Source organism: Micromonospora sp. NBC_01699 (genome assembly GCF_036250065.1).
In the GTDB taxonomy this organism is placed as follows: domain Bacteria; phylum Actinomycetota; class Actinomycetes; order Mycobacteriales; family Micromonosporaceae; genus Micromonospora_G.
Genome location: NZ_CP109199.1, coordinates 1,824,201 through 1,837,754 on the forward strand (window position 1 = coordinate 1,824,201; position 13,554 = coordinate 1,837,754).

The window sequence follows — 13,554 nt, forward strand, 5'->3', positions numbered from 1 at the left end:
GGGTGACCGGTTCACCACTGTCGGTCAAAGTGGGGGCTTTCATTTGCGCTGGGTGCTGACTTACGCCCCTTTCCGGCCGCCTGATCCCGTTCTAGCGTTGCGGGGAGTAATCGGATCACCGAAACCAATAGGTGTACGTGAATGGAGGCGGTGGTGGCGGTGCGGCAGATCATCGGCCGGCTGGGTGTCGTACTCGCGGGGGTGACCGGGGTGGGCCTGCTCGCCACCGGCACACCGGTGAGCGCGGCGCCGGGGTTCGACACCCGGCTCGACCTGCCGGGGCAGTTCACCGCCGGTGGCGAGCCGGCGACCATCTCCGCCGTGGTCGGCACCAGCGAGCGCGGCGAGTGCCGCAAGGTGCGCTGGTCACTGGTGTTGCGGGTGGCCGGCCTCCGGCTGGACCAGGTACGGGTCGACCGGGTCGAGGAGACCGGCTCTTTCCCCGTACAGGTGCGGGCTGACGGGGACGCGGCCCGGATCACCGACACCGAGCTCGACCCCGGCGAACTCTGCCGGGACCGGACGGTCACCGCCCGCTACCGGATCGCCTTCGGTGCCGAGGCGGCCGGCGGTCGGGTCACCGTGACCGCCGAGGCGTTCGACGCCCGCTCCCGCCTGCTGGCCAGCGGATCCGCCACCCGTACGGTCGCCGGCAACCGGGCCCGGCCCACCCCGACGGCCACCCGACCCACCGAGACGCCGTCACCGGAGGCGACCGAGGCGGCGCCGGAGGAGTCGGCGGGCGAGCAGTCGAACGAGCTGATCCCGGTGCCGACGGACGAGCCGGTGGTCGCCTCCGGAACCGGCGGCGGTCGCCCCGACCCGGCGGCGAACTCCGGCCGGCTGGGACTGGTCCAGGTCGGCTTCCTGGCCGGTGCGCTCCTGCTCTTCCTCGGCGTCGGCCTGCTGATGCGGGTCCGGCACCGGCTGCTCAACGCCGTCACCGGCGGCGGCCTCGGCCAAGGCACCGGCGGCGGCCTCGGTCAACCCACCGGCGGCATCGGCCGAGGTGACGCCGGGCGAGGTGCCGAGCGCCGCGGCCGTCCCGGCGGCGGACTCTTCCGGCGCGCTCGTCGCCGCGCCGACACCGGTGCCGACGGCACCATCGACCTGGGTACGGACGCCGGCGCGGGGCACGGCCGACCGGTCTGGCAGACCGACGGATCCACCGGTTCGGTCTGGGGCCGTACCCCGCGCGGGCGTCGCTGACGCGGTCCATCCACCCGTGGCCCGCACCCGGCCACGGCATCTACCCCCGGCTGCCGCAGCGACCTCCTCCGGTCGTGCCCCGACCGCGGCAACCGGGAACGGGTCCGCCTCCGGCCGTGGCGCGACCGGAGGCGGACCCGTCAACCTGGCTGACTACCGCTCGAACGTTGCGACTACCGCTCGAAACGTTGCGACTACCGCTCGAACCTTCCGACTACCGCTCGAAAGCCTGGAACTCCGCGATCCGGACCTGGGTCCGGAACGGGCTGTTCGCGGTGCAGTCGGTCGCGGTGGCCGGATCGTTGTCCTGCTCGCCGGCGTAGAGCGGACCGCCGGTGCACTGGCTGTCGGTCACCTCCAGGCGCAGGTGGGTCGCGGTCGTCTTCGGGATCTCGAACGAACGGATGTTCAGCTCCCGGGTGTACGGCCGGAACGCCCCACCGGGGAACGCGTCCGACCGGCTGGTGTAGACCTTCCGGTAGCTCGCGTCGTCGGTGCAGTCCGAACGACGGTCGTCGCAGGCGAGCACGGTGAACGACCGCAACGCCGACAACGCGTTCTGGCTGCCCGTGTCCACGTCACCGGCGATAGCCGGCCGCAGGTACGCGCTCACGTTCACCCGCCGTACGGTCTGCGCCCGGTCACCGGGCAGGTCCACCGTGACCCGCTTGCCGGCCACGCCGTCCAGCGACGCCCAGTTGGTGGCCTCGGTGTCGTCGGCGATCCGGTCCAGGTTGACCCCGTCACCGCTGACCACCGCGCCGGCGGTCAACGAGGCGAGGTTGCGCTCCAGGTCCGGGTCCAGCTTCTCCCGCTCGCCCGACTTGAACTTCTCGGTGAACCGGGTGTGCCCGAAGCCGGGCGCCACGGCCAGGAAGGAGAACTCCTTGCCCGGCACGATCTCGAAGGTGTCCGGCAGTGCGGTGGCCGGGTCGGTGTCCGCGATCGGCACCGCGCGGGCCTCGTACTCGCCGACGTAGAGCCGGACCGGCGCGCTCGCGCTGTCGCCCTTCGGGCGGAGCGTGACGGTGGCGTTGCGGGCGTGCGGCGAGGCGAAGCTCGGCGTCGGGTCGGTGTCCGCGGCGTTGACCGTGGCCGCGTCCCGGCCCATGCCCGACTCGGCGAACGCGTTCCAGATGATGTCCTGGTTGCGACCGCCGAAGCGGAGCACGTCGGCGGCGAGCATGTTGTCCCGCATGTCGAGCATGCTGACCTGGCTGACCGCCTGGAGCAGGTACGAGTCGAAGACCAGCTGCGTCCAGCGCCGGTTACCCGGGCACTTGTCGACGGCGAGCTTGCCCTCGGCGCAGGCCACCTGGATCGACGGCTTGCCGTCGCCGTACCGGTCGACCAGGGCCGAGCGGATCCGGTGGTTGGTGGCGCCCCAGATCTCACCGTCGGCGTGCACCGCCGGGCCGGACAGGGCGTAGCCGACGTCGGAGTAGTTCAGCGGGCTACGGCTGAGGTCGTAGTTGCGGATGCCGCTCTCCAGGTTGCCGGTGACGTAGCCACCGACGATGTACGGGCTCTTCCCGGCCGGCTTCCAGCCGTTCTGCACCAGGTACTCGGTGCCGAGCAGGTCACCCCACGACTCGCCCATCGAGCCGCCCTGGTGGCCGCCGATACCGGCATCCGGTCCACCGATCATGCGGTTGGTGATCGCGTGCGCGTACTCGTGCCCGATCACCGTCATGTCGTAGTCACCGTCCACGCAGGGCGGGTACGACGTACCGGCGATCGGCTGCCACAGGTACATGTTGGTGCTCGGCGGCAGGCCGTCGCGCGGGGTCGACTGGTTGGCGTTGTTCCGGTTGCCGGTCAGCGCACCCTGCTGGGCGCGGCCCTGCTCGGCGTCGTTGCCCAGCCCCTCGGCGGTGAGGTTGACCGCCTGGAGGTTCCACGCGCCCTCGTCGAAGCCGAGGTTGTACGCCCAGTCGTGCATCCGGTTGTGCATCGCGAACAGGTTCGCGGTGGCGGCGTCGATGTCGTTGCGCTGCAACGAGGTGAACACCTCGGGGTTGCACTTGGACTGTCGCCACTGGTCGGTGAACGGGTAGTCGTACTCCCGGGTCGGGCTCGGCGTGGCCGGCACGACCGGGGTGCCGGCACCCCAGGAGACGACGTTGTTCGCCGAGTTGCCCCGGGTGGTCAGGGTCGGCTCGCCGGTGGCCAGGTCGACGTCCCAGGCCTGGCCGCTGGCGGCGTCCTGGACGGTCTTCTCGCAGCCTCGGGTCGAGGTGAAGCACCAGGTGACCCGGTCGTCGTGACGCGGGTTGGTCCGGCTCGGCGGGTTGGCCGGGAAGACCGCCCACTGTGGGTTCTCCGAGTCGTAGTCGACCAGGTCCTCCCGGACCAGGACGCTGCGGTCGGTGCCGTCCACGAAGGTGGTGAAGGCCGCCGGTTCGGTGCTCGCCTTGCCGATCAGCGTCACCTCCCAGGCCGCCCGGTTCCCGTCCACCGGGGTCGGTACGGCAACCTTGCGCAGGTCGTGGCTGGCCACCTGGTCGGCGGTCAGGTCGGCGTCGGCCAGTGCGGCGGCGTACGCCTCGTCGGCGGAGATGGTCAGCGGCGCCGGGGCGCTGGTGTCGCGGGTGAGCGAGGAGCTGACGTGCACGACGGTGCCCCGGTCGACCGCGACGCTGACCAGGCCGTCCACCCCGGCGGGCAGGTCACCGAAGCGCTGCCGCAGGGTGACCACGGCACCGGTGCCGATCGGCCGGACCAGCAGCTTCTCCATGCCCGCCACGGCCGCCTCGTCCAGGCCGAACAGGTCCCGCTGCGCCACCAGGTACTGCCGGGCGGCGGTTTCCGGGTCGGTGGCCAGACCGGTGGCCAGGCCCGCGTCGACCGGGCCGAGCGCGTGCGGGGTGCCGAACGCGTTCCACCGTACGGAGGTGTCGACCCGGCCGGCGACCGAGCGCTGGCTGCTGCTCGGGCTCGCCGTACCCCGACGGTTGTCCTTGTCCCTGGCCTCGTGGTTGTGCTCGTCGACGGACGAGTCCTTCGCGGCGGCCGGGGTCGCCGGTGCCGCCCTGTCGGGGGCGGCGCTGGCCGCGGTGGCACCGGGAAGGGTGGCCGCGATCACGACGGCCGTGGCGAACGCGGGCATGACCCGCCATCTGTTGCCGAACACTGTCCGCTCCGGTAGACGCAAGGGATCCTCCTTGGACGGGGCTGCGAAAGAGCCGACCGGTCCGGTCGGCTCAAGGAGTTGGGTGGACGTGCATAGGTATAGATACGTGAATACCAGTAGCCACCCGATCATGGCAAGGGAAGATCACCTTCGGAGGTCCGAATGTGATCTTCGAGCGCGGCCGAGCCGATCAGGGCCGGGACGGGCCGGGACGGGACGTGGCGATCAGGCGGCAGGTCGGGTGTGGCGATCAGGTGGCCGAGTCGGGTGTGGCGATCAGGCCAGGGCGAGGTCCAGCTCGCCGCGCAGCCGGGGGGAGAGGCTGGCCGCGTAACTCGCGGTCAGGTGTTCGGCGTCCCGGTAGACCAGCATCCCGCCGATCACCGCGGCACACCGGTCGGCCGGGCAGATCGAATCGTTGAGGTCGATCAGGTGCACCCCGCGCAGCCCGGCCGCGGCCTTCTGCTGCACCGCGCCGATCCCGGCCAGCGCGGTGTCCCGCCTCGCGGCACACTCGGTCAACCGCTCGCGGTGCCTGGCCACACAGTCCGGCACGTTCCGCCCCGGCTGCGGGGTGCCGCGCAGCACTATGGTCGGCAGATCCGTGCCGGCCAGCCCGGACCAGGTCTGCCGGAAGCTCTCGGCCAGCGCGTTGCGGCCCGACTCGCCGGTCAACACCCGGCCGTCGGCGTACAGGCTGTGTGCCGAACTGCTGGTGACCAGCAGCTGGGGGCGATCCGCCCCGGTCAGCCGGGCCCGTACCGCCCGGTTCCACTCGGTGCAGGTCGGGTACGCCCGCTTCGCCTGCGCCACCGGCGACCGCAGCAACGGACAGCCCGCCTTCGTGTACGTGACCAGCTTCCACCTGTTCGCGTGCGCTATCGGCTGCAACGCCGGCACCCACTGTGCGGCGTGCGAGTCACCGGCGAGCACCACCGTGAAGGCGGACTCCCGGTCGCCGTACACGCAGGACAGCAGTTTGCTGTCCCGTACCGGCGTCAGGCACCTGTCGTCGTACCCGTCGGGTCGGTCGGCACCGGCCTTCGCCGGCTCCGGCACTATCGTCGCGACCCGGTCCACCGGCACTCCGGCCCGGCTGCCGCGCGGCTCCACGCCGAGCACCGCCGCCCCCTGCGCCACTCCGGCCGAGGGCGTTGCGGTCGGTGACGTGGCGCTCGGCGTCGGGCCGGGGCTCAGGCTCGCGCCGGGGCTCGGGCTCGCGTCGATCGGTGAACCGGCCAATCCGGTGGCCGGGTTCGGTGGTGGTGGCGGCCAGACGGTGAGCTGGAAGAGCAGGCCCGCGACCACCACTGCGGTCGTACCGAGCAGGCCGAACCGCAGCGCCTGCCCGGCCTGCCACGGGGCCGAGAAACCGGGCGTACGCAGCGGGCGTTCCACGTACCGGTGGGTGAGCACCGCCAGCGCGGCGGCGGCGAGCAGCACCGTACCGGCACCGATCGGGTGCAGGTCCGGAAACCGGGCGTGCGCGAGCACCAGCAGCGGCCAGTGCCAGAGGTAGAGCGGGAGGGCGATCGCGCCGACCGCGCGTACCGGGCGCAGCGACAGCAGTCGCCCCGGCCCGGCGGCACCGGACCGTCTCCCGGCGGCGATCACCGCCACCGCACCGAGGGTGGGCGGCAGCGCCGCAAATCCGGGGTACGCCGTCGCCTCGTCCAGCAGCAGCGCGGCCAGTCCGATGGCGACCAGCCCGGCCCAGCCGAGCGCGGCGGCGACCGGCACGGTCATCCGGCTCAGCGGAATCCGCAACCGGGTCAGCGGCGCGGTCATCCGGCTCAGCGGAACGCGCAGCCGGGTCAGCGGCGCGGTCATCCGGCTCAGCGGGACGCGCAGCCGGCTCAGCGGCGCGGCCAGCCGATCTCGTGGCCGGCTCTCGGGCTGGCCCTGGGGATCGCTTCGTGGCTCGCTTCGTGGCTGGGTTCGCGCCTCGGGCGGGGGGACGGTCAGCAGGGCCAGGCCGGCGCCGAGTGCCAGTTCCCAGGCGCGGGTGGTGGTGACGAAGAAGGCCGCCGTCGGGTCGTCCCGGCCGAGCACGGTCGACCAGACGAACGACGGGAGCGCGACCAGTCCCGCGCCGAGCAGCAGCCAGCGGCGCGGCGCCGCGCCCCGGCGGGCGGCCCAGAGGGCGATCCCGAGCACCAGCAGCGGCCAGAGCAGGTGGAACTGCGCGCCGACGGCGAGCGCCCAGAACTGCTGGGTCGGGCTGGCCCAGGCGTCGGCGGCGAGCTGGTCACCGCCGCCGGCAACCCGCCAGTTCGTCACCCAGGCACCGGCGGCGACCACGTCCCAGCCGGTCTGCGCCCAGCGGAAGCGTGGCAGCAGCAGGTAGGTCAGCGGCAGGGTGGCGAGCAGCACGACCAGGGCGGCGGGCAGCAGGCGTCGTATCCGGCGACCGTAGTGGTCGACCAGCGCGATCCTCCCGGTCCGGCCCAGCTCGTCGGCGAGCAGCCCGGTGACCAGGAAGCCGGAGGTCACGAAGAAGACGTCCACCCCGACGAAACCACCGGGTACGACCCACGGCCCGGCGTGACAGAGCAGCACCAGTACGACCGCCAGCCCGCGCAGCCCGTCGATGTCGCCCCGCCGGTGCGGCTGCGCGGTGCCCCTGTTCCCGGCCCGGCTCGCCAGCTGAGTCATCCCCGCCTACCGTCCGCCTCCCGTGATCACGGAGAGTTCGGCCGGCCACAGTGAGCCGAACTCTCCGTGATCACGGGAACGCTCATCGAAAGTTCCGCGAGACACTGCCTGGGTGCGCCGGCACCTGGACGGACGACTAAGTCGCCTGTGCCCAATTTCGACTTGATATTAGATGAGTGTGGCGTTTTGCCTGCTCATCCGCGCCGAGCGGTCAGCGACGCGGACCAGGCAGGCGGGTCGCGTACGAAGTGGGGCAGCGGCTTACCGCGGGGACAGGGTGCCCGCGTACGGTGCGGTGGTCCACGGCAGGCCGAGGTCGGCGTACGTGGTCATGGTCGTCGCGGCGGCCGTGACCGCCGCGTCGACGCCGTCGATCACCCAGGCCGGGCTGCCGGTGTCCTGCCGCCGGCGCCGGTGTTGCGCCGCGACCGGGGTCGGTGCCGGCGCGGTCAGGATCGCCTCGACCAGCGCGGTGAAGTCGCGGGTGGCGTCGAGCGCGGCGACCAGCGGCACCGAGGGGTCCCGCCGGTGGTCGAGCAGGTTGGCCAGCAGCCCGGTCCGGCCGTCGGCGGGAGCCGTGGCGGCGGCGCCGGGGACGGCGGCCGACTCCGGGCGCAACAGCAGCCGGTCGGTCGGGTACTCCAGCACCGCCGACCCGTGGGTGCCGTGGACGAGCAGGTCACCCTCGCGGAATTCGGCGGCGCTGAGGGTGACCGCGATCAGCAGCGGCGGGCCGGCGGAGAACTCGACCCGCAGGCAGGCGGTGTCCTCGACCTCGATCTCGCGGGTGCGGTAGCGCTCCAGCGTGAACCGGGTCGGCGTCGTGCCGGGTGCGGCGGTGCGGGCCAGGTCGAGGCCGAGCATCAGGGTGTGAGCGAACGGGTTGACCAGGGCCCCGTCGGCCACCGGCGCCCCGTCGACCAGTCGTCGGCCGGCCCAGGGGGAGCGGTTGTAGTAGGCGTCGTCGCGGATCCAGGTGCCGGCGGCGGCGATGCCGGTGATCGTCCCGAGGCGCCCGTCGCGGACGGCCTGCCGGAGCGCGGCCAGCGCGTGCGAGCCCTGCGCCTGGAAACCGACCTGGCAGATCCGACCGGCGTCACGCACGGCCAGGGTGAGCCGGTCGTGGTCGGCGAGGCTGGTCACCGGTGGTTTTTCCAGCAGCAGGTCGGCGCCGGCGGCGACCGCGTCGAGGGCGATCGGCAGGTGGGTGTGCGGCGGGGTGCTGACCACCACGATGTCCGGTCGGGTGGCGGCCAGCATCGCGCGGTGATCGGTGTGTACGGCGACCGCCGGTCCGGCCTCCTCGGTGAGTGGCCGGGTGTCGCAGAGGGCGACCAGTCGGACCCGGCCGGCTCGTTCCAGGGCGGCGATGGCCTGCCGGTGCTGGGCGCCGTAGCCGGTCGCGCCGACCAGGGCCACGGTGGGTGGTGGTGTGGGCTCGGACATGCGGGCGAGGCTACCGACAGAATATGTAACGATTCAACCCGCGTCGCCACAACCGTCCGCTGGCCCAGGTAACAGAGGCGACGCCGACTGGTAACCATCCCTTGACAAGAGGGTGGAGCGGTCCTAGCGTCCGGGTCTAGTTAAACCGTTTCATATGGCCAAGCCGCCCGTGCCGGGCAAGCGCTTACCCACTGCTCCACGCGCCCCCAGCGAAGGAGAACCCCTTATGTTCAGATCCCGTCGAACCCACCGCGCCGCACGGGCCGCAGCGGTCGCCGTGTCGGCGCTGCTCGCCCTGCCGCTGGCGGCCTGCGGCGGCGGTGACGACGCGGCCGACGACGGCCCCGTCACCCTCCAGTTCACCTGGTGGGGCAATGACGCGCGAGCGAAGGTGACCGAGGAGGCCATCGACCTGTTCGAGGCGAAGTACCCGGACATCAAGGTGCAGACCTCGTTCGGCGCCTTCGACGCGTACTTCCAGAAGCTGTCCACCCAGATCGCCGGCGGCGACGCCCCGGACGTGGTCCAGATGGACCGCGCCTACCTGCGCGAGTACGCCGACCGAAACGCCCTGCTCGACCTTGAGAAGTACATCAAGGACGGCACCCTGAAGGTCGGCGACCTGACCCCCACGCTGCTGCCCGCGGGCAAGGTCGGCGACGCGACGTACGCCATCCCGATCGCGCAGAACACCCAGGGGGTCATCTACGACCCGGCACTGTGGAGCGCGGCCGGTGTGCCCGCCCCCACCGCCACCTGGACCTGGAACGATCTGCTCGCCACGGGCCAGAAGTTGAACCAGGCGGGCGGCGGCAAGGTCGCCGGCTTCGGCGACTTCGGCTTCGCCATCGACTGGTTCGACATCTGGTTGCAGCAGCGCGGCAAGAAGATCTACACCGACGAAGGCAAGCTCGGCTTCAACGAGGCCGACCTGACCCAGTTCTGGACCATGACGGGTGAGTTCCGCAAGGCCGGCGCGCTCGCCCCGGCCGAGCTGACCACCCAGATGGACGGGTCGGTGCAGAACTCCTCGCTGATCAAGAAGGGCGTCACCGCCGAGGTCAACTACGACTCCAGCTTCAGCCCCATGATCGCCGCGTACGGCGCCCCGCTGGCGATCGCGCCGATGCCCAGCGACACCGACAAGCGCGGCATGATCGCCTCGATGGCCATGGCGTACAGCGTGGCCGAGCGCAGCGAGCACCCGAAGCAGGCGGCGATGTTGATCGACTTCCTGATCAACGACGAGGCGGCCGGCAAGGTCCTCGCGGTCTCCCGGGGCATGCCGGCCAACGGCAAGGTACGCGACGCGCTCGCCCCGAGCCTGGCCGCGAACGACAAGCTGGTCTACGAGTTCGAGAGCTCGGTGACCGGTCAACTGCTGCCCACCCCGCCCGCCCAGCCCAAGGGCGGCGGTGCGGTGAAGGCCGAGTTCCAGCGGGTCTACGACGAGGTCATTTTCGGCCGGATCCCGCCGCAGGAGGGCGCCAAGCGCCTGATCACCGAGGCCGAGGGCCAGCTCGGCTGAGCACCCGACCCCGACGGTGCCCCGGTCCGGGTGGACCGGGGCACCGCCACGTCCGGAGCCGGGCAGGTCGCCGTGGGCGGCGGCGGTTTTCCGGCCGCCGACCCGACCCGGCCGCGGTTTTCCGGCCGCCGGGTCGGGTAGGCCGTCGGCGACGGTTGGTGGACCTGGGGAGAGGGGCTCGGCGATGAGGGCAACGGTCTGGCACGATGTCGGCGATATCCGGTTGGACGAGGTCCCGGATCCGCGGATCGAGGCACCGACCGACGCGATCGTCCGGATCACCCGGAGCGCCATCTGCGGGACCGACCTGCACTTCGTCCGGGGCACCCTGCCCGGACTGCGCGAGGGCAGCATCCTCGGCCACGAGGGCGTCGGCGAGGTGGTCCAGGTCGGCAGCGCGGTCCGCAACTTCTCTCCCGGTGACCGGGTGGTGATCTCGTCCACCATCTCCTGCGGGTTCTGCTCCTACTGCCGGGCCGGTTACCAGGCGCAGTGCGACAACGCCAACCCCGGTGGCCGCCGCGCCGGCACCGCGTACTACGGGGCTCCGGCCAGCGCCGGTGGCTTCGCCGGACTCCAGGCCGAATACGCCCGCATCCCGTACGCGAGCAACGGCATGGTCGCGCTCCCCGACGACGTCTCCGACGACGAGGCGATCCTGCTCTCGGACATCTTCCCGACCGCGTGGTTCGGTGCCCGGATCGCCGACGTGTCCGCCGGGGACACGGTGGCGGTCTTCGGCTGCGGACCGGTCGGTCAACTGGCCATCCTCGCGGCACAGCTCCAGGGCGCGGGCCGGGTCATCGCGGTCGACCAGCTGCCGGACCGGCTCGCCACCGCCAAGGGCCAGCACGCCGAGGTGATCGACTTCAGCATCGAGGACCCGGTGTCGGTGATCGACGACCTGACCGGTGGCATCGGGGTGGACCGGGCCATCGACGCGGTCGGCGTCGACGCCCAGCGGGCGACCGAGGGGCCCGCCGCGCAGCGGGCCGACCAGCAGGCCGAGCTGATCGCCCGGGAGCGGGCCGACGTGACGGCGAACGCCGCTCCCTCAGACGGTAACTGGGTGCCGGGCAACGCGCCCGGCCAGGCCCTGCGTTGGGCGGTCGACGCGCTGGCCAAGGCCGGCACGCTCGGCATCCTCGGCGTCTACCCGCCGACGATGACCTCGTTCCCGACCGGGGTCGCGATGAACAAGAACCTGACCATCAAGGCCGGTAACGCCAACCACCGGCACTACCTGCCGCAACTGGTGGAGATGATCGGCAACGGTACGGTCGACCCGTCCGGCCTGATCACGGAGCAGGAGCCGATGAGCGACATCGTCGGCGCCTACCGGGAGTTCGACCGCCGGGAGCCGGGCTGGCTCAAGGTGGCGATCAATCCCGGCAGCTGACCGCAGCCCGGCCCGGCTCTCAGCCGGCCGGTGGTCCGACGGTGGCGAGCTGGTCGAGCTGGGTGGCCCGGACCTGCTCGATCTCGCCGGCCAGTTCCCGGACGTGCGGCTCGTGCCCGGACTTGCGGACCGCCTGGGCGAGCCGGACCGTCTGCTCCAGATGGTCGCGCATGTTGGTGACGAAAAGCTGGTCGAACGCGGGACCGGTGGCGGCGGTCAACGCGCGCAGGTCCGAGGCGGTGACCATGCCGGGCATGTCGTGCCCCTCGTGTTCGTTGCTCTCCGCCACCCCGGCCTGGCGCAGCAGTTCGCGCAGCCGGGTCAGTTCGGCCCGGTGGCCGTCGCCGACCCGGTCGGCCAGGCCGCGCAGGTCCGGATCGGTGGTCTGCTTCGGCGTCAGGTCGACCAGCAGCAGCGTCTTGTCGTCCAGCGCGATCATCAGTTGGGTCCAGGCGATGTCGGTCGGGCTGAAGTCCCCGGCCGTGGCGCTCGGTGTGGGCGTCGCGGCGGTCGAGGCGACCGGTTCGGCCGCGCCGCCGCCGGCCGCCGGCTCGTCGCCGGTGCGGGCACAACCCGTCACGAGTACGCCGACCAGCGCCACCACTGCCATGTCACGGACGATCCTGCTCATCTCGGCCTCCCCGGTTCGCGGCGGTTCGATTCTCCAACCGCCGGGGCGGGGCCCGGTCGACCGGGCCCCGCCGTCGAGCGACAACTCTTCGCTTCGGGTCAGTTCTTCACTTGTCGGGTCAGTAGGTGCCGTCGTGGCCGCACTTGATGACCGGGCGGATGCAGTTGAGCACCCGCCGCTCCATCTCCGCCGCCGGCCAGACGTTGAAGAAGTCGCCGTGCATCGTGTAGCCGGGCCCGGATGCCAGGCGGAAGTTCGCCGGGTTGCCGTTCACCGGGTAACGCAGCACTTGGCGCAGCTTCGGCACGTGCACCGGGTGGGTGGACGGGCAGGCCTGGTTGACCGGGTACGCCATGTGGCTCTTGTGGTCGGGCGAGTCCAGGTCACGGCCGTTCCAGCACTGCGGGAAGTCGAGGTACGACTCCATCATGGTGCCGGCCGGACAGTTGACGAAGTCCTTGCCCGGTGGCACCTGTCCGGCGTGCAGGCAGGACCAGCGGGCGATGCTCTCGTCGCCGCTGGCGGCCCGGGCGTTGCCGGCGACGATCTTCAGGCCGAGCGGCATCGGCTGGGTCTGCGCGACGATGTCGGCCCGTACGCCCTCGCCCAGGTAGTAGAAGGTGACGATGGTCGGCTCGACCGGCACGTTGTTGTTGTACAGCGTCGGCACCCAGTACGACGACAGGTCGATGGACGGGTTGCAGTTGCTGGACGCGTTGGCCAGGCTCGTGTAGTCCGAGTTGGCGTTGGTCGAGGTGTTGCCGAAGAAGCTGTGCATGTGCGACGCGCCGGGCAGACCGGGGAAGATGATCGGGTCGTCCGGCAGTCGGCGGGTGAACGGGCAGTCGGCCAGGAACTCGGCCACCCGGACGATCGGGCCGTTCGGCGGGGGCGGCTGCGGTGCTCCGCCGTCGTCGCCGAAGACCTGGAACTCCCACAGCGACACCCCGTACGCGGTGGCGCGCTTGGTGGCGTGCAGCCGGACGTACCGGCCGTTGCCGGACACCGCGATGCTCTTGCTGCCGCCGGTGCCGTTGACCGTGGTGTGGATGGTGGTCCAGTTGACGTTGTCGGTGGACGTCTGGATCCGGAAGTCGCTGGCGTACGCGGCCTCCCAGTTCAGTGCGACCCGGCTGACCGCGCGGGCCGAGCCGAGGTCGACCTGGATCCACTGCGGGTCGGCGAAGGTGCTGGACCAGCGGGTGGCGGCGTTGCCGTCGACGGCGGCGGTGGCCGCGAAGGCCCCCTCGACCGTGGAGGCCGTGGCCGGGCGCCCCTGGGAGAGCGTGATCTCGGCGGCGGCGGCCGGGCCGATGCCGACCGCGAAGTAGGTGCCGAGCAGGGCGACGAGTGCGGTGGTCACGGTGGCGAGGCGCAGCCGCCGACGTGGTCTGGAACGGGTTGGTGGTGCGACCGGGTGCATGGGGCTCCTTCGGGGCATGGGCGGAGAGCGGCGTGGGAGTCGCCACCGGTGCAACGTCCGTGGGTGGGCTGCGGCGGCGCCCGGCTCCACAGTCGAGGCGGGCCGGGACGGGCGCTGGTCGGGCGCACCG

At 72.0% G+C, this 13,554-nt stretch carries 8 protein-coding genes; 3 read left to right on the forward strand and 5 right to left on the reverse strand.

Translation table 11 applies throughout. From position 1 onward, the window contains the following. Positions 1-141: 141 nt before the first annotated feature. Positions 142-1,209, forward strand: a complete 1,068-nt coding sequence (locus tag OG792_RS08275) for a hypothetical protein (protein WP_329108639.1) — start codon at positions 142-144, stop codon at positions 1,207-1,209. A 214-nt stretch (positions 1,210-1,423) separates the two neighbouring features. On the opposite strand, the gene OG792_RS08280 is transcribed toward OG792_RS08275, so the two are convergent. The 3 genes from OG792_RS08280 to OG792_RS08290 form a co-directional block, all read right to left on the reverse strand. Next, on the reverse strand, positions 1,424-4,363 hold the full coding sequence (locus OG792_RS08280; protein WP_329108640.1) for a M36 family metallopeptidase: 2,940 nt from the start codon (positions 4,361-4,363) through the stop codon (positions 1,424-1,426). 255 nt (positions 4,364-4,618) lie between these two features. Then, the gene (locus tag OG792_RS08285) at positions 4,619-6,997 is read right to left on the reverse strand and encodes an acyltransferase family protein (RefSeq protein ID WP_329108641.1); all 2,379 of its coding nucleotides are present in this window, start codon (positions 6,995-6,997) and stop codon (positions 4,619-4,621) included. Between the two features lie 261 nt (positions 6,998-7,258). Beyond that, entirely contained in the window at positions 7,259-8,443 is a 1,185-nt protein-coding gene (locus OG792_RS08290; protein WP_329108642.1) for a Gfo/Idh/MocA family protein, read from the reverse strand. A gap of 226 nt (positions 8,444-8,669) precedes the next feature. Here OG792_RS08290 and OG792_RS08295 point away from each other — a divergent pair, with 226 nt between their 5' ends. Together OG792_RS08295 and OG792_RS08300 are read left to right on the forward strand one after the other, a co-directional pair. After that, entirely contained in the window at positions 8,670-9,971 is a 1,302-nt protein-coding gene (locus OG792_RS08295; RefSeq protein ID WP_329108643.1) for an ABC transporter substrate-binding protein, read from the forward strand. 184 nt (positions 9,972-10,155) lie between these two features. Beyond that, a complete protein-coding gene (locus OG792_RS08300) occupies positions 10,156-11,370 on the forward strand; it encodes a zinc-dependent alcohol dehydrogenase (RefSeq protein ID WP_329108644.1) in 1,215 nt (404 codons plus the stop codon). 19 nt (positions 11,371-11,389) lie between these two features. Here OG792_RS08300 and OG792_RS08305 read toward each other — a convergent pair whose 3' ends face one another. Together OG792_RS08305 and OG792_RS08310 are read right to left on the reverse strand one after the other, a co-directional pair. Further along, positions 11,390-12,001 (reverse strand): DUF305 domain-containing protein, encoded by a 612-nt coding sequence (locus OG792_RS08305; protein ID WP_329108645.1) that lies wholly within the window; start codon positions 11,999-12,001, stop codon positions 11,390-11,392. Positions 12,002-12,119: 118 nt separating this feature from the next. After that, positions 12,120-13,424 carry a DUF1996 domain-containing protein gene (locus OG792_RS08310; protein ID WP_329108646.1) on the reverse strand — a complete coding sequence of 435 codons (1,305 nt, stop codon included), beginning with the start codon at positions 13,422-13,424 and terminating at the stop codon, positions 12,120-12,122. Between the last annotated feature and the right edge of the window lie 130 nt (positions 13,425-13,554).